Origin of the sequence: Streptomyces sp. NPDC026659, assembly GCF_040638245.1 — a bacterium.
GTDB lineage: Bacteria > Actinomycetota > Actinomycetes > Streptomycetales > Streptomycetaceae > Streptomyces.
Map to the genome: position 1 here is coordinate 31,734 of NZ_JBEZXY010000011.1, position 22,862 is coordinate 54,595.

The 22,862-nt window shown below is 71.2% G+C and carries 23 protein-coding genes and 1 riboswitch; of the genes, 15 read left to right on the top strand and 8 right to left on the bottom strand.

What is annotated here, in order from left to right:
- Positions 1–41: 41 nt before the first annotated feature.
- The 4 genes from AB0E91_RS25470 to gcvT form a co-directional block, all read right to left on the bottom strand.
- Positions 42–1,409, bottom strand: a complete 1,368-nt coding sequence (locus tag AB0E91_RS25470) for an L-serine ammonia-lyase (RefSeq protein ID WP_361786306.1) — start codon at positions 1,407–1,409, stop codon at positions 42–44.
- 102 nt (positions 1,410–1,511) lie between these two features.
- Positions 1,512–2,780 (bottom strand): serine hydroxymethyltransferase, encoded by a 1,269-nt coding sequence (gene glyA, locus AB0E91_RS25475; RefSeq protein WP_361786309.1) that lies wholly within the window; start codon positions 2,778–2,780, stop codon positions 1,512–1,514.
- Between the two features lie 14 nt (positions 2,781–2,794).
- A complete protein-coding gene (gene gcvH / locus AB0E91_RS25480) occupies positions 2,795–3,172 on the bottom strand; it encodes a glycine cleavage system protein GcvH (protein ID WP_018544635.1) in 378 nt (125 codons plus the stop codon).
- Positions 3,173–3,324: 152 nt separating this feature from the next.
- Entirely contained in the window at positions 3,325–4,443 is a 1,119-nt protein-coding gene (gcvT, locus tag AB0E91_RS25485) for a glycine cleavage system aminomethyltransferase GcvT (protein WP_361786313.1), read from the bottom strand.
- A gap of 153 nt (positions 4,444–4,596) precedes the next feature.
- Positions 4,597–4,696, bottom strand: a riboswitch (glycine riboswitch).
- Between the two features lie 177 nt (positions 4,697–4,873).
- On the opposite strand from gcvT, the gene AB0E91_RS25490 reads away from it, so the two are divergent.
- The 10 genes from AB0E91_RS25490 to AB0E91_RS25535 all read left to right on the top strand — a co-directional run bounded on the left by AB0E91_RS25490 (position 4,874) and on the right by AB0E91_RS25535 (position 15,680).
- Positions 4,874–5,539: an AAA family ATPase gene (locus AB0E91_RS25490; protein WP_361786316.1), complete on the top strand. Its 666-nt coding sequence runs from the start codon at positions 4,874–4,876 to the stop codon at positions 5,537–5,539.
- Between the two features lie 66 nt (positions 5,540–5,605).
- Positions 5,606–6,397 carry an enhanced serine sensitivity protein SseB gene (locus AB0E91_RS25495; RefSeq protein ID WP_361786319.1) on the top strand — a complete coding sequence of 264 codons (792 nt, stop codon included), beginning with the start codon at positions 5,606–5,608 and terminating at the stop codon, positions 6,395–6,397.
- A 103-nt stretch (positions 6,398–6,500) separates the two neighbouring features.
- A complete protein-coding gene (locus tag AB0E91_RS25500) occupies positions 6,501–7,319 on the top strand; it encodes an enhanced serine sensitivity protein SseB C-terminal domain-containing protein (RefSeq protein WP_361786322.1) in 819 nt (272 codons plus the stop codon).
- 354 nt (positions 7,320–7,673) lie between these two features.
- Entirely contained in the window at positions 7,674–8,672 is a 999-nt protein-coding gene (locus AB0E91_RS25505; RefSeq protein ID WP_361786324.1) for an ABC transporter permease, read from the top strand.
- 56 nt (positions 8,673–8,728) lie between these two features.
- A complete protein-coding gene (locus AB0E91_RS25510) occupies positions 8,729–10,474 on the top strand; it encodes an ABC transporter substrate-binding protein (RefSeq protein ID WP_361786327.1) in 1,746 nt (581 codons plus the stop codon).
- A gap of 71 nt (positions 10,475–10,545) precedes the next feature.
- Entirely contained in the window at positions 10,546–11,553 is a 1,008-nt protein-coding gene (locus AB0E91_RS25515) for an ABC transporter permease (RefSeq protein WP_361786330.1), read from the top strand.
- The gene (locus AB0E91_RS25520; protein ID WP_361786333.1) at positions 11,550–12,650 is read left to right on the top strand and encodes an ABC transporter ATP-binding protein; all 1,101 of its coding nucleotides are present in this window, start codon (positions 11,550–11,552) and stop codon (positions 12,648–12,650) included. Before AB0E91_RS25515 ends, AB0E91_RS25520 begins: the two co-directional genes overlap by 4 nt.
- Before the next feature lie 29 nt (positions 12,651–12,679).
- The gene (locus tag AB0E91_RS25525) at positions 12,680–13,924 is read left to right on the top strand and encodes a dipeptide ABC transporter ATP-binding protein (protein WP_361786890.1); all 1,245 of its coding nucleotides are present in this window, start codon (positions 12,680–12,682) and stop codon (positions 13,922–13,924) included.
- Positions 13,925–14,054: 130 nt separating this feature from the next.
- Positions 14,055–14,714, top strand: coding sequence for a trimeric intracellular cation channel family protein (locus AB0E91_RS25530; protein ID WP_361786336.1), 660 nt, complete (start codon positions 14,055–14,057; stop codon positions 14,712–14,714).
- Between the two features lie 105 nt (positions 14,715–14,819).
- Positions 14,820–15,680: a thioesterase family protein gene (locus AB0E91_RS25535; RefSeq protein ID WP_361105746.1), complete on the top strand. Its 861-nt coding sequence runs from the start codon at positions 14,820–14,822 to the stop codon at positions 15,678–15,680.
- On the opposite strand, the gene AB0E91_RS25540 is transcribed toward AB0E91_RS25535, so the two are convergent.
- Positions 15,667–16,263 carry a TIGR03086 family metal-binding protein gene (locus tag AB0E91_RS25540; protein WP_361786339.1) on the bottom strand — a complete coding sequence of 199 codons (597 nt, stop codon included), beginning with the start codon at positions 16,261–16,263 and terminating at the stop codon, positions 15,667–15,669. The two genes, AB0E91_RS25535 and AB0E91_RS25540, sit on opposite strands and share 14 nt — an antisense overlap.
- Before the next feature lie 118 nt (positions 16,264–16,381).
- On the opposite strand from AB0E91_RS25540, the gene AB0E91_RS25545 reads away from it, so the two are divergent.
- A complete protein-coding gene (locus AB0E91_RS25545) occupies positions 16,382–17,356 on the top strand; it encodes a WYL domain-containing protein (protein ID WP_361786342.1) in 975 nt (324 codons plus the stop codon).
- A 16-nt stretch (positions 17,357–17,372) separates the two neighbouring features.
- On the opposite strand, the gene AB0E91_RS25550 is transcribed toward AB0E91_RS25545, so the two are convergent.
- Positions 17,373–17,999 (bottom strand): TetR family transcriptional regulator, encoded by a 627-nt coding sequence (locus AB0E91_RS25550; RefSeq protein WP_361786345.1) that lies wholly within the window; start codon positions 17,997–17,999, stop codon positions 17,373–17,375.
- Positions 18,000–18,118: 119 nt separating this feature from the next.
- Between AB0E91_RS25550 and AB0E91_RS25555 the strand changes: the two genes are divergently transcribed.
- The 3 genes from AB0E91_RS25555 to AB0E91_RS25565 all read left to right on the top strand — a co-directional run bounded on the left by AB0E91_RS25555 (position 18,119) and on the right by AB0E91_RS25565 (position 20,093).
- The gene (locus AB0E91_RS25555) at positions 18,119–18,286 is read left to right on the top strand and encodes a hypothetical protein (RefSeq protein ID WP_202485476.1); all 168 of its coding nucleotides are present in this window, start codon (positions 18,119–18,121) and stop codon (positions 18,284–18,286) included.
- Positions 18,287–18,398: 112 nt separating this feature from the next.
- Positions 18,399–18,611 (top strand): DUF4190 domain-containing protein, encoded by a 213-nt coding sequence (locus AB0E91_RS25560; protein WP_361786893.1) that lies wholly within the window; start codon positions 18,399–18,401, stop codon positions 18,609–18,611.
- A 312-nt stretch (positions 18,612–18,923) separates the two neighbouring features.
- Positions 18,924–20,093 (top strand): cysteine desulfurase family protein, encoded by a 1,170-nt coding sequence (locus AB0E91_RS25565; protein WP_361786348.1) that lies wholly within the window; start codon positions 18,924–18,926, stop codon positions 20,091–20,093.
- Between the two features lie 18 nt (positions 20,094–20,111).
- On the opposite strand, the gene AB0E91_RS25570 is transcribed toward AB0E91_RS25565, so the two are convergent.
- Positions 20,112–20,750: a peptidoglycan recognition family protein gene (locus AB0E91_RS25570; RefSeq protein ID WP_361786351.1), complete on the bottom strand. Its 639-nt coding sequence runs from the start codon at positions 20,748–20,750 to the stop codon at positions 20,112–20,114.
- 93 nt (positions 20,751–20,843) lie between these two features.
- Between AB0E91_RS25570 and mnmA the strand changes: the two genes are divergently transcribed.
- Positions 20,844–21,968: a tRNA 2-thiouridine(34) synthase MnmA gene (gene mnmA, locus AB0E91_RS25575; RefSeq protein ID WP_161179151.1), complete on the top strand. Its 1,125-nt coding sequence runs from the start codon at positions 20,844–20,846 to the stop codon at positions 21,966–21,968.
- A gap of 51 nt (positions 21,969–22,019) precedes the next feature.
- Here the strand turns inward: mnmA and AB0E91_RS25580 are convergent, their stop codons facing one another.
- A complete protein-coding gene (locus AB0E91_RS25580) occupies positions 22,020–22,811 on the bottom strand; it encodes an alpha/beta hydrolase (RefSeq protein WP_361786355.1) in 792 nt (263 codons plus the stop codon).
- Positions 22,812–22,862: the final 51 nt, after the last annotated feature.

The window sequence follows — 22,862 nt, forward strand, 5'->3', positions numbered from 1 at the left end:
AGCGCCGGAAGGCGCGAACGCGCTGGTCGGAGCCTGTTCCCCTAGCACTCGATGATGTTCACCGCGAGCCCGCCCCGCGCCGTCTCCTTGTACTTCACGCTCATGTCCGCCCCCGTCTCCTTCATCGTCTTGATGACCTTGTCGAGGGAGACCATGTGGGCGCCGTCGCCGCGCATGGCCATCTTGGCGGCGGTGACGGCCTTCACCGCGGCCATGCCGTTGCGTTCGATGCAGGGGATCTGGACGAGGCCGCCGACGGGGTCGCAGGTGAGGCCGAGGTTGTGTTCCATGCCGATCTCGGCGGCGTTCTCGACCTGTTCGGGGGAGCCGCCGAGGACCTCGGCGAGGGCGCCCGCCGCCATGGAGCAGGCGGAGCCGACCTCGCCCTGGCAGCCGACCTCGGCGCCGGAGATGGAGGCGTTCTCCTTGAAGAGCATGCCGATGGCGCCCGCTGCCAGCAGGAAGCGCACCACGCCCTCCTCGTCGGCACCGGGGACGAAGTTGATGTAGTAGTGCAGGACCGCCGGGATGATGCCGGCCGCGCCGTTGGTGGGGGCGGTGACCACGCGGCCGCCCGCCGCGTTCTCCTCGTTGACCGCCATCGCGTAGAGGGTGATCCACTCCATGGCGTGCGCGAGCGGGTTGCCCTCGGCGCGCAGCTGGCGGGCGGAGACGGCGGCGCGGCGACGGACGCGCAGGCCGCCGGGGAGGATGCCCTCGCGGGACAGGCCCCGGCGCACGCACTCGCGCATCACCTGCCAGATCTCCAGCAGGCCGTCGTGGATCTCCTCCTCCGAGCGCCAGGCCCGCTCGTTCTCCAGCATCAGGGAGGAGATCGACAGGCCCGTCTCCTTCGTCAGGCGCAGCAGCTCGTCGCCCGTGCGGAAGGGGTACTTCAGGACCGTGTCGTCCAGCACGATCCGGTCCGCGCCCACCGCCTCCTCGTCCACGACGAAGCCGCCGCCGACCGAGTAGTACGTCTTGGTGAGCAGCTCGGCGCCCGAGGCGTCGTACGCCCACAGGGTCATGCCGTTGGCGTGGTACGGCAGGGCCTTGCGGCGGTGCAGGACCAGGTCGTCGTCGAAGGAGAACGGGATCTCGTGCTCGCCGAGGAGGAGCAGACGGCCTGCCGCCTTGATCTGTTCCACCCGCTCGTCCGCGCCCTCCACGTCCACCGTGCGCGGGGAGGCGCCCTCCAGGCCGAGCAGGACCGCCTTCGGGGTGCCGTGGCCGTGGCCGGTCGCGCCGAGCGAGCCGTACAGCTCGCAGCGCACGGAGGCGACGGAGTCCAGCAGACCCTCGTTGCGCAGGCGGCGGGCGAACATGCGCGCCGCGCGCATCGGGCCGACCGTGTGGGAGCTGGACGGGCCGATGCCGATCGAGAACAGGTCGAAGACCGAGACGGCCACGGTGACTCCTCAAATACGAACACGTACAAAAGTGATGCTGACAGACCACGGGTGCCCCGCCCACGGGACGGTGGGCGGGGCACCCAGGTGAACTTCGGGGTACTACTTGCCCAGCGTGGGGTACAGCGGGTGCTTGTCCGCCAGCGCCCGCACGCGGGCGGCCAGCGCCTCCGCGTCGTACGACGGCTTCAGCGCCTCCGCGATCACGTCCGCGACCTCGGCGAAGTCCTCGGCCGTGAAGCCGCGGGTCGCCAGCGCGGGCGTGCCGATCCGGAGACCGGAGGTCACCATCGGCGGACGCGGGTCGTTCGGGACCGCGTTGCGGTTGACCGTGATGCCGACCTCGTGGAGACGGTCCTCGGCCTGCTGCCCGTCGAGCTCCGACTCGCGCAGGTCGACCAGGATCAGGTGCACGTCCGTACCGCCGGACAGCACGTTCACCCCGGCCGCGCGGGCGTCCGGCGCGGTCAGCCGCTCGGCGAGGATGCGGGCACCCTCCACCGTACGCCGCTGGCGCTCACGGAAGTCCTCCGAGGCCGCGACCTTGAAGGAGACCGCCTTGGCGGCGATCACGTGCTCCAGCGGGCCGCCCTGGAAACCGGGGAAGACCGAGGAGTTCAGCTTCTTGGCGAAGTCCTTCTTGGCCAGGATGATGCCGCCGCGCGGGCCGCCGAGCGTCTTGTGCGTGGTGGAGGTCACCACGTCCGCGTACTCGACCGGGTTCGGGTGCAGCCCCGCCGCGACCAGACCGGCGAAGTGCGCCATGTCGACCCACAGGTGGGCCCCGGTCTCGTCCGCGATCCGGCGGAACTCCGCGAAGTCCAGCTGACGCGGGTACGCCGACCAGCCCGCGATGATCACCTTGGGGCGGTGCTCCTTGGCGAGGCGCTCGACCTCGGCCATGTCGACCAGGCCGGTCTCCTCGTCCACGTGGTACGCGACCACGTCGAACTGCTTGCCGGAGAAGTTCAGCCGCATCCCGTGGGTGAGGTGGCCGCCGTGCGCGAGGTCCAGGCCCAGGATGGTGTCCCCGGGCTGGGCCAGCGCGAACAGCGCCGCCTGGTTCGCGGAGGCGCCCGAGTGCGGCTGGACGTTGGCGTACTCGGCGCCGAACAGCTCCTTCACCCGGTCGATGGCGATCTGCTCGGCCACGTCGACGTGCTCGCAGCCGCCGTAGTAGCGGCGGCCCGGGTAGCCCTCGGCGTACTTGTTGGTCAGGACGGAGCCCTGCGCCTCCATCACCGCGAGCGGCGCGAAGTTCTCGGAGGCGATCATCTCGAGGGTGGACTGCTGACGGCGCAGCTCGGCGTCGACCGCGGCCGCGACCTCGGGGTCCAGCTCGTGCAGGGGCGTGTTCAGGACGTCAGTCATACGGGTCCGGCTCCTCAGCCTGCGGTGTAGGCGGTGTACTCGTCGGCGGAGAGCAGCTCCTCGGGCTTCTCCGCGGCGCGCACCTTGAACAGCCAGCCGCCCTCGAAGGGCGCGGAGTTCACCAGGGCCGGGTCGTCGACGACGTCCTGGTTGATCTCCGTGATCTCACCGGTGACCGGCGAGTACAGCTCCGAGACCGACTTGGTGGACTCCAGCTCGCCACAGGACTCGCCCGCGGTCACCGTGTCGCCGACCTCGGGGAGCTGGACGAAGACCACGTCGCCGAGCGCGTTGGCCGCGTGCTCGGTGATGCCGACCGTCGAGACGCCGTCCTCGGCGTCCGACAGCCACTCGTGCTCCTTGGTGTAGCTCAGCTGCTGCGGGTTGCTCATGACCTGAATTCTCCTGTACGCGAGGGCGTGCTGGACGGACGAAGGGGACGTAAACCGCTGGTGAGCGGGGAAAATGTGCGCAGGCTCACGCCGGCGTGGTACCGACGGCGGTCCCGGCCGGTGGCCGCTTCCCGAGCCCGCGCGGCGGCCGGCTACTTCTGGCGCTTGTAGAACGGCAGCGCCACGACCCGGTACGGCTCGTGGCTGCCCCGGATGTCGACGCCGACACCCTCGGTGCCCGGCGCCGCGTGCGCCGCGTCCACGTAGGCGATGGCGATCGGGCTGCCCAGGGTGGGGGAGGGGGCGCCGGAGGTGACCTCGCCGATCACCTCGCCGCCCGCGACGACGGCGTACCCGGCGCGCGGCACGCGGCGGCCCTCGGCGACCAGGCCGACCAGGACGCGCGGCGGGTTCTGCTCGACGCGCTCGGCGGCCTCCGTCAGCGCGGCGCGGCCCACGAAGTCGCCGTCCTTGGTGAACTTCACGACCCGGCCGAGACCGGCGTCGAACGGGGTCAGCTCGCGGGTCAGCTCGTGCCCGTACAGCGGCATGCCCGCCTCCAGGCGCAGGGTGTCGCGGCAGGACAGACCGCAGGGGACCAGGCCGGACGCCTCGCCCGCCTTGGTGAGCGCCTGCCACAGCTCCACCGCGTGCTCCGGCTTCACGAACAGTTCGAAGCCGTCCTCGCCGGTGTAGCCGGTGCGGGCGATCAGCGCGGGGACGCCCGCGACGGTGCCGGGGAGCCCGGCGTAGTACTTGAGGCCGTCCAGGTCGGCGTCGGTGAGCGACTTGAGGATGGCCGGGGACTCGGGGCCCTGGACGGCGAGCAGCGCGTAGGCGTCGCGGTCGTCGCGGACCTCGGCGTCGAAGCCCGCCGCGCGCTCGGTCAGCGCGTCGAGGACGACCTGGGCGTTGGAGGCGTTGGCCACGACCATGTAGTCGGTCTCGCCGAGGCGGTAGACGATCAGGTCGTCCAGGATGCCGCCGTCGGCCTGGCAGATCATGGTGTAGCGGGCGCGGCCGAGGCCGACCGAGGCGATGTCGCCGACGAGGGCGTAATTGAGGAGCGCGGCCGCGTCGGGGCCGGTCACGGTGATCTCACCCATGTGCGAGAGGTCGAAGAGACCCGCGCGGGTGCGCACCGCCACGTGCTCGTCGCGCTCGGAGCCGTAGCGCAGGGGCATGTCCCAGCCGGCGAAGTCGGTCATGGTCGCGCCGAGGGCGCGGTGCACGGCGTCGAGCGCGGTGTGACGGAGTTCGGTGCTGCTCATCGGTCGGTCGTCTCCCAGGGCAACGGGGGATGGGGCGAGGAACGTTCCTCCCCATCTGTCATCGGAACCTGAGAGGTTCGCCATGACCCGCACGGTCACGGTTTGCACCTTGGGTGGAGCCACTGACGGCAGCGGCCCGCTTTTCAGATGTGCCTCGCCCGCGCGGTAACGGGGCCTGAGAGATTCAAGGGAGGGACTTGCTCCTTCGGCGCCCAGGCAGACGTACTGCCGGGGACTCTCCCGCGCGGATTCAAGCGGCCGGTATGCAGTTGGCGGCCACATCATCGCACGGCGATCGCCGCCGCTGAAGGGGCGGCCGCCTGTGACCGGACCGTGGCAGTACGGACACCGAACCACCGACTTCCCGCATTACCTTCTCTTTACATTCGATGGGCAAGGGATTACCGAACCCAAGGGGAGGACGATCACGGTGAACAGGACTCCGGCGTACGCCACCACCGGCCTGGCGGTGCCGCGCCAGCCCTCCGCCCCGACGCGGGAGCGCCGGGCCGCCGCCCGCCCCGCTCCGCTCGTGCGCGACCTGCGCGAGCGTCCCGGCCGCACTCCCCGCGAACTCCGCTTCGGCCCCCGGGACCTGGTGGTCGTCACGGGGCTGCCCGGCAGCGGCAAGTCCACCCTCATGCACCGTGCCGTCCCCGGCCGCCGGATCGACTCCCAGGACACCCGCGACCGCTGGCAGACCCGCCTGACCGGGCTGCCGTACGCGCTGTACCGCCCCCTGGTCCGTCTCGCCCACTACGCCGGACTGCGCCGCGCCCTGGCCACCGGCGAGGGCGTCGTCGTGCACGACTGCGGCGCCCAGCCCTGGGTGCGCGCCTGGCTCGCCCACGAGGCCCGGCGCAGGGGCGCCGCCCTCCATCTGATCCTGCTCGACGTCGACGCCGAGGCCGCCCGGCAGGGCCAGCGCGAGCGCGGCCGGGGCGTCTCCCGGTACGCCTTCGGACGGCACCGGCACGCCACGGGGCGGCTGCTGCGCGCCGTGGAGCGCGGCGAACTGCCCCCGGGCTGCGCCTCGGCGGTGCTCCTGGACCGCGCCTCGGCGGACGGGCTGCGCCGGATCCACTTCGCGGCGTGAGGTCCGCCGCCCGCACCGGATAGCCTTCTGCACCACAGCATGGTTTTCCCGGCAGGCGGTAGGAACATGGACTTCCCGGCGGACTTTCCCGCGGACTTCCCGGCACAGGCACACCCCCATTCGCACGGCGGCTGGCCCGGCAACGAGCTGGAGGAGGTGCTCTCGGCCTCCCTCGGCGTGCCCTCGGCGGGCGCCCGGATCGTCGAGGTGCTCTCCCGCGGCTTCCTGTGGATCCCGCTGCCCAACGGCGGCGGCCCGCAGAGCGGTTCGCTCGACCTGCCCACCGTGGAGATCGACGGCCAGGGGTACGTCCCGGTGTTCAGCTCCGAGGAGCAGTTCCGCCAGTCGGCGGGCGCGCACCTCTCCTTCACCGTCGCCCCGGCTGTGGAATTCGCGCGCGGTCTGCCGCCGCAGGTGGGCCTGGTGCTCAACCCCGGTGGCGTGGTGGGCCTGCCGCTGCCGCCCCAGGCGGTGGCCGAGCTGTGCCGCGCCGACCGCACGGCCCTGGACGGCCCCGCGGGCGGCGCCCGCGTCCGGCTCTTCGAGCCCGACTGGCAGGAGGACCCGGTGGACTTCCTCGCCGCCGCCTCGGCCGAGTTCGCGGGCACGGGCGTCGTCGTCACGGCCCGCCGCTGCCTCGCCGCCATCGAGACGGCCGATCCGGTCCTCTTCGTCGGCGTCGAACTCTCCCAGTGGGAGGGCGACTTGCGTGCCCGCCCGCTGGAGGCCCTGGAGCGCGCCCTCACCCAGTCCCCGCCCCCGTGGCCGGTCAACCTCGTCCTCCTCGACGTGGCCCAGGACCCGGTGGGCGACTGGCTGAAGACGAACGTGCGGCCCTTCTACCAGTTCGGCAACTAGTCCTCTCCACCAATTCGGCAACCGGTCCTCCATGGGGATCACGGCGATCGCCGCTTAAGCTGTCCTCCACACTGGGGCAAGAATCGAAGGGGCGGTAAGACTGGTGAGCGCGAGCCCGAGCGCCGGCGTCGAACACACACTCCGCCAGGTCACCCCCGGCCGCTACGACGCCTACGAGGCACTGCTGCGCGCCCTCGCCACCCCCTCGACCGGGCAGATCTGGATGCTGCTCTGGCACGGCCAGGCCGGCTCACCGGACGCGCAGTACGGAAACATGGAGGTCGACGGCTTCGGCTACGCCCCCTGTGTGACCTCCGCGCAGGAGCTGTCGGCCAGCGGCTGGAGCCGGTCGTACGAGGTGGTCGACGGCCTCGACGTGGCCCGCACCCTCTACCCCGACCACTACGGCCTCTGGCTCAACCCGCACGCCCCCGGCGGCGGCGTGGGCATCCCCTGGCTGGACCTGCGCCGCATCGCCACGGGCCTGGACCGCCAGCCCGCCGGACCGCTCAGCATGTCCGAACCGGCCATCGGGGTACCGGCGTTCTACGCCCTGCTCGGGCAGAACGCCCACCGCACCCCCGCCCTGCGCTCGCTGCGCCGCGCCTGGGTGCAGCCCGCGCTCGGCGCGCCGTACCTCGCCATCGGCCTGGACGTGTACGAGACGACCCCGGCGGCGGTCGACTCGGTGCGGGCGATGATGCAGCAGTCCATCGGCGCGGTGCCCGACGGGCTGCCCGTCTCGACGGTCGCGATGACCGACGACTACGACCCGGTCGTGATGTGGATGCGGGCCAACGCGCGCCCGTTCTACGACCGCGAGGCCCACGCGGTCGGCGCCCCGCCCCAACTCCCGCCGTCCGCACGGCCTCAGGCACCCGCCCCCGGGTACGGCTACCCACCGGTGCGCGGCAGTTACTGAGCAACAGGCCCTCCACGGAGGGCCTTTGGTTTTCCGCGAGCAAAATTTACGTACCGGAAACACAAGGGCGCACCCGTGCGTGCACCGTTCCACCCCAACCGCGTGGAATTGCCAGTCTGTCCCAACTGGCCACCATTCGAAGATGGTTACCCACGGATCCGGTAACAGAAACCCCCTTCAGTGGATCACGGTTGCGCATCCATTCCCCGCCAGGACTGGCGGGCGATCGTGAACGCACTGAAGACTCCCGAACAGAACACGAGGTGGAGATCTTGTGTTCGAGTGCAAGTCGACATAGCCGCAATCCGCGGCAGGCACAGGCCGGTCACCACCGGCGAGAGGGGTCGGGTCACTGTGACCGCACCGATCGAGACCACCGGGGCGGCAGCCGAAGCACAGCCGGAAGCTGTGCTCGACGGCGCCGGCAAGGGGAAGATCGAGGGTCGTTCTCTAGGGCAGATCGCCTGGACGCGGTTCAAGAAGGACAAGGCCGCCGTGGCCGGCGGCGTCATCGTCGTCCTGCTCGTGCTGCTGGCGGTGCTCGCGCGTCCGATCCAGGCCGCTCTCGGCCTCGATCCCAACGCCTTCCACCAGGACCTGATCGACGCCAACACCTCGCTCCCCAAGGGGAGCTGGGGCGGTATGAGCGCGGACCACCCGCTGGGCGTGGACCCCAAGTTCGGCCGTGACATCGCGACCCGCATCCTCGAGGGTTCCTGGGTCTCGCTGGTGGTCGCCTTCGGCGCGACGATCCTCTCCAACGTGATCGGCGCCATCCTCGGTGTCGTCGCCGGTTTCTACGGCGGCCGCGTGGACTCGATCATCAGCCGCCTGATGGACACCTTCCTCGCCTTCCCGCTGCTGCTCTTCGCCATCGCGATCTCGGCCACCCTCCAGGGCGGCGCCTTCGGCCTCACCGGCCTGCCGCTGCACCTGAGCGTGCTGATCTTCGTCATCGGCTTCTTCAACTGGCCCTACCTGGGCCGGATCGTGCGCGGCCAGACCCTCGCCCTGCGCGAGCGCGAGTTCGTCGACGCCTCGCGCGGCATGGGCGCCAAGGGCCCGTACATTCTCTTCCGCGAGCTGATGCCGAACCTGGTCGGCCCGATCATCGTCTACTCGACGCTGCTGATCCCGACCAACATCCTGTTCGAGGCTTCCCTGAGCTTCCTCGGTGTCGGTATCCAGCCCCCGCAGGCGTCCTGGGGCGGCATGCTCCGCGACGCGGTCAACTTCTACGAGGTCGATCCGCAGTACATGATCGTCCCCGGTCTCGCCATCTTCGTGACTGTCCTGGCGTTCAACCTGCTCGGTGACGGTCTCCGCGACGCTCTCGACCCGCGCAGCCGCTGACGTCTGCCGCGGAGAGCCCAACCAAGTTTCCGATTCTGAAGGGGAATGCGCCCATCATGCGAAGGTCAGCGCTGGCCGCTATCGCGGTCCTCGGGTCCGCGAGCCTGCTCGTCACAGGCTGCAGCAAGGCCGATTCCAAGAAGAGCGACGCCAAGTCGGCCCCGGCCAACGCCGCGACCACCGGTGTCGTCAACGCCTCGGACAAGAAGGGCGGGACGGTCACCTACGAACTGTCCGACGTCCCGGACTCGTTCGACCCCGGCAACACGTACTACGCGTACATGTACAACCTCAGCCGTCTGTGGGCCCGCCCGCTGATGACCTTCCAGCCCGCCCCGGGCGAGAAGGGCAACACCCTGGTTCCCGACCTCGCGGCGGGCAAGGGTGTCCCGAGCGACGGCGGCAAGACCTGGACGTACAAGCTGCGTGCGGGCCTGAAGTACCAGGACGGCTCGGCGATCACGTCGAAGGACGTCAAGTACGCCGTCGAGCGCTCCAACTTCGCGCGTGACGTGCTCTCCCTCGGCCCGAACTACTTCCAGCAGCTGCTGGCCGGCGGGGACAAGTACAAGGGCCCCTACAAGGACAAGAGCGACAAGGGCCTGTCCTCCATCGCGACGCCGGACGACACCACGATCGTCTTCCACCTGAAGCAGGCCTTCCAGGAGTTCGACTACCTGGTCGCCGCGCCGCAGACCGCGCCGGTGCCGAAGGCCAAGGACAACGGCGTCGACTACGTCAAGAACGTCGTCTCCTCCGGCTCCTACCAGTTCCAGAGCTACGACGAGGGCAAGCAGGCCGTCCTCGTCCGCAACAAGAACTGGGACGCCAAGACCGACCCGCTGCGCAAGCAGCTGCCGGACCAGATCGTCGTCAAGCTGAAGGTCAACCCCGAGACGATCGACAAGGACGTCCAGGCGGGCAAGGCCATCGAGCTCGCCGGCACCGGCGTCCAGGCCGCCACCCAGGCCCAGGTCCTCTCCGACCCGGACAAGAAGGCCAACACCGACAACACCTTCGGTGGCCGTCTCGTCTACATGGCGATCAACACCAAGGTCGCGCCGTTCGACAAGCTCGAGTGCCGCAAGGCCGTCGAGTACGCCGTCGACAAGTTCTCGGTGCAGACCGCCGAGGGCGGCCCGATCCGCGGCGACATCGCCACCACGGTCCTGCCCCCGGACATCACCGGCTACCAGAAGGCCGACGTCTACGCGACGGCCGGCAACAAGGGTGACGTCGCCAAGGCCAAGGAGCAGCTGAAGGCCTGCGGCAAGACGAAGATCAGCACCAACATCTCCGCGCGCTCCGACCGCCAGCAGGAGGTGGACGCGGCCACCGCGATCATCAACTCGCTGAAGAAGGTCGGCATCAACGCCACCCTCAAGCAGTACCCGTCGGGCAAGTACTTCACCGACTACGCGGGCGTGCCGGACTTCACCAAGAAGCAGAACATCGGCCTGATGATGATGCAGTGGGGTGCCGACTGGCCTTCCGGCTACGGCTTCCTGCAGCAGATCCTGAACGGCAAGGCGATCAGCCAGTCGGGTAACACCAACCTGTCGCAGTACGACAACAAGGACGTCAACAAGCTCCTCGGTCAGTCGATCGCGACGCAGGCCGACTCCGAGCGCAACGCCCTCTACGCGCAGATCGACAAGAAGACCATGGACGACGCGGCCCTCGTTCCGCTGACGTACTTCAAGGTCCTGCTGGCCCGCCCGTACAACAACACCAACCTGGTCTCCACTGCTGCCTTCAGCGGTCAGTACGACTACCTCAACATCGGCTCCAACCAGAAGTAGCAGCCCCGGAAGGCAGGTGAAGGCATTGGTGCCCGCGGGTCTACAGCCCGCGGGCACCAGCGCCGGTCCCCGTGATCTCGTACATCCTCCGCCGGACGTTCGCGGCAGTGATCCTGCTGCTGGTCGTCTCCGCGGTCACCTTCGCCATCTTCTTCTTGCTGCCACGGCTCGCCGGCCAGACAGCGGATCAGCTGGCGCAGCAGTACATCGGCAAGAGCCCGTCGAAGGCGGACATCGCCGCGGTCAAGCACAACCTCGGTCTGGATCAGCCTGTCTATATCCAGTACTGGCACTTCATCAAGGGGATCGTGTCCGGCGCGACCTACGACCTCGGTCCCACCACGGTGCTCTGTGCGGCACCGTGCTTCGGCTACTCCTTCAAGACCCACCAGGCGGTCTGGCCGGAGCTGGTCGACCGCCTTCCGGTCACGTTCTCGCTGGCCGTCGGCGCGGCCGTGCTGTGGCTGGTCTCCGGCGTGATCGCCGGTGTCATCTCCGCCCTGAAGCCGCGCTCGGTCCTCGACCGCACCTTCATGGGCGTCGCCCTCGCCGGCGTCTCCCTGCCCATGTTCTTCACGGGCAACCTGGCGATCCTGCTCTTCGTCGACACCTGGCCGATCTTCGGTGACACCTATGTGCCGTTCACCGAGAACCCCAGCCAGTGGGCCAACACCCTCTTCCCGGCGTGGTGTTCGCTGGCCCTGCTGTACTCGGCCATCTATGCGCGCCTGACCCGTTCGGGCATGCTGGAGACGATGAACGAGGACTTCATCCGCACGGCCCGCGCCAAGGGCCTGCGCGAGCAGCGGGTCGTCTTCCGGCACGGTCTGCGCGCCGCCCTCACGCCGATCATCACCGTCTTCGGCATGGACATCGGCCTGCTCCTGGGCGGTGCGGTGATCACGGAGTACGTGTTCTCGCTGCACGGCATCGGCGAGTACGCGGTGCAGGGCATCACCGACAACGACCTGCCCAAGATCCTCGGCGTCACCATGCTCGCCGCCTTCTTCGTCGTGATCGCAAATCTCCTGGTGGACGTGGTGTACGCGGCCGCCGACCCGCGCGTGAGGCTCTCGTGACCGAACTTTCCAAGACCGGCGCCGCCGTGGAGGAGCCCTCCGGCTCCTCGGGCAAGGCCTCCGAGGCGTTCCTGGAGGTCCGCGACCTCAAGGTGCACTTCCCGACCGACGACGGCCTCGTCAAGTCCGTCGACGGGCTCACCTTCTCGCTGGAGAAGGGCAAGACCCTCGCCGTCGTGGGTGAGTCCGGCTCCGGCAAGTCGGTGACCTCGCTGGCGATCATGGGCCTGCACCGGCTCGGCGCGCGCGGCAAGAACGTCCAGATGTCCGGCGAGATCCGTCTCGCCGGCAAGGAACTGGTCTCCGCCTCCCCGGACGAGGTGCGCAAGCTCCGCGGCCGCGAGATGGCGATGATCTTCCAGGACCCGCTGTCCGCGATGCACCCGTACTACACGATCGGCAACCAGATCGTGGAGGCGTACCGGGTCCACCACAAGGTCAGCAAGAAGGTGGCCCGCACGCGCGCCATCGAGATGCTGGACCGCGTGGGCATCCCCGAGCCGGGCAAGCGCGTCGACAGCTACCCGCACGAGTTCTCCGGCGGTATGCGCCAGCGCGCCATGATCGCCATGGCCCTGGTCAACAACCCCGAGCTGCTCATCGCGGACGAGCCGACCACCGCGCTCGACGTGACCGTGCAGGCGCAGATCCTGGACCTGATCCGGGACCTGCAGAAGGAGTTCGGCTCCGCGGTCATGATGATCACCCACGACCTCGGTGTGGTCGCCGAGATCGCGGACGACGTGCTGGTGATGTACGGCGGCCGGTGCGTGGAGCGCGGCCCGGTCGACGAGATCTTCGAGAAGCCGCAGCACCCCTACACCTGGGGCCTGCTCGGCTCGATGCCGCGCATCGACCGGGTGACCGAGGACCGGCTCATCCCCGTCAAGGGCCAGCCGCCGAGCCTCATCAACATCCCCTCGGGCTGCGCCTTCAACCCGCGCTGCCCGTACGCGGACATCCCCAAGGGGAACGTCACCCGCACCGTGCGCCCCGAGCTGGAGCTGGTGGACTCCGGGCGGCACTGGACCGCCTGCCACCTCTCGGCCGAGGACCGTGAGCGGATCTGGACCGAAGAGATTGCGCCGAAGCTGTGACTGAGACCAAGAAAATCGGCGGGGCCGCGATCCCGCGTCCGGCGGGCTCCGAGGGCGGGGCGGCGGACAGCGACGTGCTGCTCCGGGTCGAGGGCCTGACGAAGCACTTCCCGATCAAGAAGGGCATTCTCCAGCGCCAGGTCGGCGCGGTGAAGGCCGTCGACGGGATCGACTTCGAGGTGCGCAAGGGCGAGACCCTGGGCGTGGTCGGCGAGTCGGGCTGCGGCAAGTCGACCATGGGCCGGGTCATCACCCGGCTCCAGGACCCGACCGGCGGAAAGATCACCTTCGAGGGCCAGGACATCACCCGGCTCAGCACGGGACGGATGCGGCCGCTGCGGCGCGACATCCAGATGATCTTCCAGGACCCGTACGGCTCCCTGAACCCCCGTCACACCATCGGCTCGATCGTCTCGGCGCCCTTCCGGCTGCAGAACGTCACGCCCGAGGGCGGGGTGAAGAAGGAGGTCCAGCGCCTCCTGGAGCTCGTCGGTCTGAGCCCCGAGCACTACAACCGCTACCCGCACGAGTTCTCCGGCGGCCAGCGCCAGCGCATCGGCATCGCCCGCGCGCTCGCGCTCAAGCCGAAGCTGGTCGTCGCCGACGAGCCGGTCTCCGCGCTGGACGTGTCGATCCAGGCCCAGGTCGTCAACCTCATGGACGACCTCCAGGAGGAACTGGGCCTGACGTACGTGATCATCGCGCACGACCTCTCGGTCGTCCGGCACGTCTCGGACCGGATCGCGGTGATGTACCTCGGCAAGATGGTCGAGCTGGCGGACCGCAACTCGCTGTACGAGTCGCCGATGCACCCGTACACCAAGGCGCTGATGTCGGCGGTGCCGGTCCCGGACCCGAAGCGCCAGGGCGCCAAGAGCGAGCGCATCCTGCTCCGCGGCGACGTGCCCTCGCCCATCGCGCCGCCGTCGGGCTGCCGCTTCCACACCCGGTGCTGGAAGGCCACGCAGATCTGCAAGACGACCGAGCCGCTGCTCAAGGAGCTGCGTCCCGGCCAGCGGGTCGCCTGCCACCACCCGGAGAACTTCGCCGACCAGGCGCCGCAGGACGTGGTCCTGCTGACCGCGGCGAAGGCGGCCTCCGAGCTGGTGCCGGAGACGGTCCTGGAGGAGTCGGCGGAGACGTCGGCCGCGGTGGCGGCGGAGGTCGCGGAGGCTGCGGAGGTCGCGGCCGAGACGGCCACGGACGCCGAGGGGTCCGAGGCTAAGCCGGAGCCCGAGGCCGAGCCCGAGAGCCCCGAGCAGACCGGGAAGTAGGCCCGGACCGCACCGGCAGGTGACACCGAACGGCCGCCGCACTCGCGGCGGCCGTTCGCGTTCCCGGACCGGCCCCGGACCCGGCCTGGCTTTGCAAGGCGCGCAACCGCCTTCAGGTGAGAATGTCAGGGTGCAGATCCAGCAACTCTTCAGTCCCTCCGTTCAGCACACGCTGGATGTCATCGGCATCTTCGTGTTCGCGATCTCCGGCGCCCTGCTGGCCGTCCGGAAGAACTTCGACGTCTTCGGCATCGCCGTCCTCGCCGAGGTGACCGCGCTGGGCGGGGGGCTGATCCGCGATCTGATCATCGGGGCGGTGCCGCCGGCGGCCTTCACGGACCTCGGCTACTTCGTGACCCCGCTGCTCACCGCCGTGGTGGTCTTCTTCCTGCATCCGCACGTCGAGCGCATCCAGTCGGCGGTGCTCGTCTTCGACGCGGCCGGACTCGGCCTCTTCTGCGTCACCGGCACGACCAAGGCGTACAGCTACGGCCTCGGCCTCACCGCCTCCGCGACGCTCGGCCTCGCCACCGCCGTCGGCGGCGGTGTGCTGCGTGACGTGCTCGCCAACGAGGTGCCCTCGCTGCTGCGCTGGGACCGCGACCTGTACGCGGTTCCGGCGATCGTCGGCTCGGCCATGGTGGTGCTCTGCATCCGCTACGACGCCCTCACCCCGCTCACCAGCGGCGTCGCCGCCGTCACCGCCTTCGTGCTGCGGCTGCTTGCGATGAAGTACCACTGGCGGGCGCCGCGCGCCTGGAACCGGCGCTCGACGGTCACGGAGGAGTAGGCGGGCCCGTGCGGGGAGCCGGCCGGACGGAGGCCGGGGGATCTTGTCATCCGCCCGCAACATCCAAAGCTACTGCTTAGTAATTTGTTGTTGTACGGTTCACCCATGCCAGAAGCAGCTTCCGTACCCGCCGCAGCGGCCCTGATCGGCGACAGCGAGTTCGACCGCGACACCGCGGTCGTCCGCCGCGAGCCCGGCGTCTACGACATCGACCTCTCGGCCGGCTGGACCATCATCAGTGCCGTCAACGGCGGCTATCTGCTGGCCGTCCTCGGCCGGGCCCTCGCGGACACCCTCCCGCACCCCGACCCGTTCTCGGTCTCCGCGCACTATCTGACGGCCTCCCAGCCGGGGCCCGCCGTGGTGCGCACCGAGACCGTGCGCACCGGCCGCACCCTCTCCACCGGCCAGGCGTCGCTGTTCCAGTACGACGCCGACGGCAACGAGGTGGAGCGCATCCGCGTCCTCGCCTCCTACGGCGACCTCGGCGCCCTCCCCGACGACGTGCGCACCACCGCCGTCCCGCCCGTGATCCCGCCGCTGGAGCGGTGCTTCGGTCCCGAGGACGGTCCGGCGCCGGTCGAGGGCAGCTCGGCCATCACCGACCGGCTCATGCTCAAGCTGGACCCCGCGACCCTCGGCTGGGCGCTCGGCGCGCCCTCCGGCAAGGGCGAGATGCGGGCCTGGTTCGGGCTCGCCGACGGCCGCGACGCCGACCCGCTCTCGCTGCTGCTCACGGTGGACGCGCTGCCGCCGACCGCGTTCGAGATCGGGCTGACCGGCTGGGTGCCGACCGTCGAACTGACCGTCCACGTCCGCAGGCGCCCGGCCCCCGGCCCGCTGCGGGTGTCGATCACCACCCGCAACCTGGCCGGAGGCTTCCTGGAGGAGGACGCCGAGGTCTGGGACAGCGAGGACCGGCTCGTCGCCCAGTCCCGTCAGCTCGCCCGCGTCAGGCTCGGCTGACCGGCGTACGGCCCAGCCAGGCCGCGAGGCGCCCGTAGGCGTCGGCGCCCTCGGGGGCCGGGTGGCGCTCCCCGAACGGCAGCACCTCGCGCGGACGCGAGTCCGGGAGCTGCCGTTCGGCCACCTTGAGCGCGAACCCGCCCACCTCCGGGTCGAGCGGGAAGGGGTGGCCGAGCGCGTCGGAGAGGTCCCAGGTGTGGGCCACGATCTCCATCACATAGCCCGAGAGGGCCGCGTGGCCGGGGACCTCGCCCCACGGCACCTGGACCGCCCGCGTCATGAGGTCGTCGTCGTCCCACGCCTTCAGCATGAGGGTGCGGACCTCGTCGTAGGCCGCGCCCCAGCCGTCGTCGGCGACCTCCCCGGCGGAGCGGCCGCCCGGTGCGGGTGCCGCGCCGCCCGGGATCGCGGCGATGCCCCGGGTGCCGTTGACGACGTGCTCCAGCAGTCCGCGCACGTCGAACTCGGTACACGCGGTGGGGAGTCCGAGCTGATCGGGCCGTACCGCCGCGATCAGGCGGGCCGCCTGCTCGCTCGCGCGGTGGTAGACGGGACGCGGGTCGGTGAACGCGGTGGTGGTCATGGTGTGCCTCTCGCTGCATCGGTGGAGCTCTTGAGCCGGTGGAGCGAGCATCGGCGGAAAACCTGACAGATTCCGTCAACATTTGTGCGCGTCCTCCGGATGGCGCGATTCTGGGTGCGTGAAGTCCGACCGGCTGCTGTCGATCCTGCTGCTCCTCCAGACCCGGGGCCGGGTGCCCGCGCGTGAACTCGCCGCTCGCCTGGAGGTGTCGGTGCGCACGGTCTACCGGGACGTGGAGGCGCTGTCCGCCGCCGGGGTCCCGGTGTACGCCGAGCGCGGGCGGCACGGCGGCATCGCCCTGCTCGCGGGCTTCCGTACGGATGTCACGGGGCTGACCGCCGACGAGTCCCGCGCGCTGTTCATCCTGGCCGCCGAGGGCACGCACGCGGCGCTCGGCCTCGACGCCGCCCTCGGCTCGGCCCTGCGCAAGGTGATGGCCGCGCTGCCCGAACCGCACCGGCCCGCCGCCGAACTCGCCAGCCGGCGCGTGCTGGTCGACGCCACGCGCTGGCGCGGCGGACCGCAGGCGGCCGTCGATCTGGAGGTGCTGCGGGAGGCGGTGTTCCGCGACCGGCGGCTGCGGTTGCGCTACCGGCACAGCGGACAGCGGGAGCCGCGCACCTACACCGTGGACCCGTACGGCCTGGTCGCCAAGGCCGGGGTCTGGTATCTGGTCGCGGACCGGCGGGCCCGGCCGCAGCTCTTCCGGGCCGACCGGGTAAGCGCGGCCCGCCTCCTCGACGACCCCGTGCGCCGCCGCCCCGGCACCGAACTGGCCGACGTGTGGGAGGTGTTGCTCCGCCAGGTGGAGGACTGGCCGGACGGCGCGATCGACGTCACCGTGCGGGTGCGCCGCGAACGCCTGGACTTCTTCCTGCGCGTCGCGGGCCCCCATCTGGCCGAACTCCCGCCGGGCGCGGGGGAGGAGGAGTGGGTCGTCGCCCGGATGACCTTCCCGGTGCTGCGCGCGGTGCGCCAACTCCTGGGCTTCTCCGACCAGGTGGAGATCCTGGACCCGCCCGAGGCACGTGCCGAACTCCTGCGGGGGGCGCGCTCGGCGCTGGAGTTGTACGGCGAACAGGCGCCGTCGTGACGGGAGTTGCTCCCGCTCAGTCCAGCCAGTGCCTGCTGCCCCGTGAGATGAGCCGCAACTGCTGGGCGGCGAGCCGTGTCACGCGCTCCCGCTCGCCCGGCGGCCCGTCCTGGGACTCCAGGAACAGGGAGGCGGTGATGAGCATCTGGTCCACGTAGAGGTGGGCGAGCATCAGCACGTCGGCATCCGCCCAGCCCTCGGTCTGCGGGTCGGCGGCCAGTTCGGAGCGCACCTCCTCGGCGAACCGGGCCAGTTCGGCCTGGATCGCCTCGCGCACCGCCCTCACCCCGCCGTGCCGCTCGCGCGCGATGAAGCGGACGTGCGCGGGATGGCTGTCCACGTGGTGGGCGATCAACTCGACGGCGCGGCGGATGCGTTCCTCGCTGTCGTCCCCGGCGGCGACCGTCGGGCGGACCATCGGGTGCAGGCTGCCCAGCGCCTCGCCGACCAGCGCGACGCCTAGGTCGGCAGTCGAGCGGAAGTGCCGGTAGAAGGCGGTGGGGGCCACGCCGACGGCCCGGGTCACCTCGCGCAGCCCCAGACTGCTCAGGCTCTGCTCCTCGAGCAGGGTGAGCGCCGCGTCCAGGAACGCCTGACGGGTCCTCTGTTTCTGGGCCTGCCGGGCGCCGAGGGTGTGACTCATGTCATCCAGTTAACAACTGTTCTCCGGAATTGAAAAGTCGTGCCGCGCGCTAGACTCGGCGTCAGTGAACAACTGTTACTACAACTGTTCACCCAGAGTTGGAGGGGGGATCCGATCCCATGCTGTTCCTCGTCGCCGCACTGATGCTGCTCGGTGTCGTCCTCGGCACCGTGGCTCACGCGCCACTGCCGGTCACCGCCGCCCTCGCCGTCCTCATCGCCGTCTGGCTCGGCGTCTTCGCGCTCCGCGAGCACCATGGCCGCAGGCGCCGCCACTCCGCCGACTGACCGTCCGTCACGACCTCAGGAGCTGAGCACCATGCGACTCACCGCACCGCGACTCACCGCACCGGCCGTCCGGCCCACCGAGGCCGCCCCGCACACCCGGGACGCCGACGGCATGGCGGTGGCCTCCTTCGTCCTCGGCCTCCTCGGCCTGCTCGTCCTCAACGTCGTCCTCGGCCCGGTCTCGGTCGTCCTGGCCGCCGTGGCCCTGTGGCGCGGCACCTCGCGCCCCGGCCGGGCCTGGCTCGGCATGGCCCTCGGCGTGGCCGACCTGGTGGTCCTGGCCGTCGCCATGCAGCTGTCCCACACGGTGTCCTGGAGCCTGTGACACCGGCGTTTCGGGGCCGGTGAGGCCCCTGTTTCTGGGCCCGGTCGGACCCGGCGCCCTGGTGTCTCCGAGTCCGGTCGAACCCGGTGTCGCGGTGTCCCGGCGCCTTGGGGTCCGGTGAGTCCTGGCGTCCCGGGGCCGATAAGTCCCGGTGTCTCCGAGCCCGGTCGGGCCCGGTGTCCCGGCGCCATGGAGCCCGGTGAGTTCCGGCGCCCCGGAGCCCGGTGCGACCGGCCCGGGATCACCTGCGCGGGTGCCGTGCGCCCGCCGCTCGGAGGGCGGGCCTCCGGCCGCCGTAGAATCGGCGTCACCATGGCTTACCTCGACCACGCCGCCACGACCCCGATGCTCCCCGAGGCCGCGGCGGCGCTGACCGCCCGGCTGAGCGTCACCGGCAACGCGTCCTCGCTGCACGCCTCCGGCCGCCGGGCCCGCCGCACGGTCGAGGAGTCCCGCGAAACCCTCGCCGAGGCGCTGGGCGCGCGCCCCAGCGAGATCGTCTTCACCTCCGGCGGCACCGAGGCCGACAACCTCGCGGTCAAGGGCCTGTACTGGTCCCGCCGCGCCGCCGACCCGGCCCGCGTCCGCGTCCTGTCCAGTCCCGTCGAGCACCACGCCGTCCTCGACGCCGTGCACTGGCTGGGCGAGCACGAGGGCGCCGTCGTGGAGTACCTGCCCGTGGACCGTCACGGCCGGGTGAGCCCCGAGGTGCTGCGCGAGGCCATCGCGCGCAACCCCGGCGACGTGGCTCTGGCCACGGTGATGTGGGCCAACAACGAGATCGGCACGATCATGCCGGTCCGCGAACTGGCGGACGTGGCAGCTGAGTTCGGCGTCCCGCTGCACGCCGACGCGGTCCAGGCGTTCGGGCAGGTGCCGGTCGACTTCGCCGCGTCCGGGCTCGCCGCGATGACCGTCTCCGGGCACAAGATCGGCGGCCCGTACGGCATCGGCGCCCTCGTCCTCGGCCGCGAGCACAGCCCCGTACCCGTGCTGCACGGCGGCGGGCAGGAGCGCCATGTCCGCTCCGGCACGCTCGACGTGCCCGCCGTCGCCTCCTTCGCGGTGGCCGGACGCATCGCCGCCGAGCAGCAGGAGCGGTTCGCCCGCGAGATCGGCGCCCTGCGCGACCGGCTGGTGGACGCCGTGCGCACGGCCGTCCCCGACGCGATCCTCGGCGGCGACCCGGCACCCGGCGGCCGGCTGCCCGCCAACGCCCACTTCACCTTCCCCGGCTGCGAGGGCGACTCCCTGCTCCTCCTGCTCGACGCGCAGGGCATCGAGTGCTCCACCGGCTCTGCCTGCACGGCGGGCGTCGCCCAGCCCAGCCACGTCCTGCTCGCCACCGGCACCGACCCCGACCTGGCGCGCGGCACCCTGCGCTTCTCGCTGGGCCACACCTCCACCGACGAGGACGTGGAGGCCGTCGCCAAGGCCATCGGGCCCGCGGTGGAGCGGGCCCGTGCGGCCGGACTGACCTAGCGGCCGGGCAGGCGTGGCCTAGGCGCTCGCCTGCCGCACCAGCTTCATGTACCGGTCCCAGTCCCAGTGCGGGCCCGGGTCCGTGTGGTCCGTCCCCGGGACCTCGACGTGCCCGATGACGTGCTCCCGGTCGGGCTTCATGCCGTACCGCGCGCATATCCGGGCCGTCAGCCGGGCCGAGGCCGCGTACATCGCGTCCGTGAAGGACGAGGGATCGTCCACGAAGCCGACGTGCTCGATGCCCACACTGCGCTCGTTGTAGGACCGGTTGCCCGCGTGGAAGGCCACGTCCAGCTCGCGGATCAGCTGGGTGATCCCGCCGTCCCCGCGCACGATGTAGTGCGCCGCCGCGCCGTGTGCCGGGTCCTGGAAGACCTTCACCGCCGACGCGTAGCCGCCCTGGGTGACATGGATGACGACCCGGTCCACCGTGTAGTCGTCGGGGCGGTCCGCGCGGCGGTAGTTCCCCGGCGAGGCCGCCACCCAGCGGGCACCCCTGAAGTCCACCGCACCGGCCACCCGGGGCCGCTCCACCCCCGGCAGCCGCCACCACAGATGCGCCAGCTCCTCGCGCGCCAGCGCCGCCGTGCCCACGGCCGCCGCCGCGCCGCCGATCAGCAGTGCCCGCCGACCCAGCCGCCGGTCCCCGTCACCCATGCCGTCCCCGTCTCCCCGCCGTCCCGGTACCCCTGTGATCTTCAACGGCCTCCCGGCGTCCGCGGTTCCCGCGCCCCGTACCCTGGAAGGGTTATGACTGAGACCCCGCAGCGCCCCCTCCGCGTCCTCGCCGCCATGTCCGGCGGTGTCGACTCCGCCGTCGCCGCCGCGCGCGCCGCGGAAGCCGGGCACGACGTGACCGGCGTCCACCTCGCGCTCTCCGCGAACCCGCAATCCTTCCGCACCGGAGCGCGGGGCTGCTGCACCATCGAGGACTCCCGCGACGCCCGCCGCGCCGCCGACGTCATCGGCATCCCCTTCTACGTCTGGGACCTCGCCGACCGCTTCCGCGAGGACGTGGTCGAGGACTTCATCGCGGAGTACGAGGCCGGGCGCACCCCCAACCCCTGCCTGCGCTGCAACGAGAAGATCAAGTTCGCCGCGCTGCTCGACAAGGCGCTCGCGCTCGGCTTCGACGCGGTCTGCACCGGCCACTACGCCCAGGTGATCGTGCGCGAGGACGGCACCCGCGAGCTGCACCGCGCCTCGGACATGGCCAAGGACCAGTCGTACGTGCTCGGCGTCCTGGACGACCGCCAGCTCGCGCACGCGCTGTTCCCGCTCGGCGACACCGTCACCACCAAGGACGAGATCCGCGCCGAGGCCGAGCGCCGGGGCCTGGCCGTCGCCAAGAAGCCCGACTCGCACGACATCTGTTTCATCGCCGACGGCGACACCCAGGGCTTCCTCGCCCAGCGGCTCGGCAAGGCCGAGGGCGACATCGTGGACGAGGACGGCAACCGCCTCGGCACCCACGAGGGCGCCTACGGCTACACCATCGGCCAGCGCAAGGGCCTGCGCCTGGGCACCCCGGCCGCCGACGGCAAGCCGCGCTACGTCCTCGACATCTCCCCGGTGACCAACACCGTCACGGTCGGCCCGGCCGCCGCCCTGGACGTCACCGCGCTCACCGCGATCAAGCCCCGCTGGTGCGGCGCCGCCCCCGAGGGCCCCGGCACCTACACCGCCCAGCTGCGCGCCCACGGCGGCGAGACCGAGGTCGACGCCGAGCTGGTGGACGGCGAACTGCGCGTCACCTTCACCGAGCCGGTGCGGGGCGTCGCCCCCGGCCAGGCGATCGTGCTGTACGACGGCACGCGCGTGGTGGGCTCGGCGACCATCGCCGCCACGACACGGGCGACGGCGGCGACGGTCTGACCACGCACGGAGCGGGCCGCGCCGTTCCGTACCGCGCCGTTCCGTGCCGCGTCACTCCGCGAAGTCCGTGAAGAAGGACGCCAGCACCGGTGCCAGGGCGGCCGGTTCGATCATGTGGGTCTGGCCCGCCAGCTCCAGATACGTGCCGTCCGGCACCGCCTCCGCGACCGCCAGGGCCGCCTCCCGCATCCAGGCCGGGCTCACCCCGCCCGCCACCGACAGGACCGGCACCGGGATCTCCGCCAGCCGCGCGAGGGGCAGCAGCCCGTCGCCCAGGACGGCGGCGTCATGGGCGAGGCTCGGCGCGACCGCCTCCATGCCGGGCCACATCGGGGACTGCCGGGCGCGCTGGATCATCTCCTCCGCGAGCCCGGTCAGCCGCAGGAACAGCTCCACCGCGTCGCCCAGGCGCCCCGCCTCCAGCAGGCGCGACAGGTTGGCCGCGTAGACCGCCTGTTGCTCGGCGCCGCCCGCGAGGAAGTCCGCGTACGGCACCTCGTACACCGCCGTCCGGCCCACCGGCAGCCCGCTCGCCGCCGCCTCCAGGACCAGCGCGCCGCCCGAGGACACCCCGAACAGCGCCGCCTCGCCGCCCACCGCCGCGAGCAGCGCCGCCAGGTCCTCCACCTCGCGCCGCACCGTGTACGGCGGGGTGTCACCGCTGGCGCCGCGTCCCCGGCGGTCGTAGACGACCGTCCTGCACCGGTCGGAGAGGGACAGCGCCAAGGGCGCGAGCGTGCCCCCGGTGGACATCGCGCCGCTCACCAGGATCACCGTGGGCCCCTCGCCGGTCACCTGGTAGGCGAGCGGGGTGCCGTCGGCGGAAGTCGTCTTCTTGTCCATGCCCGTGGAGACTGCCGTACCGCGCCGTACTCATCCGTCACGACACGGCGG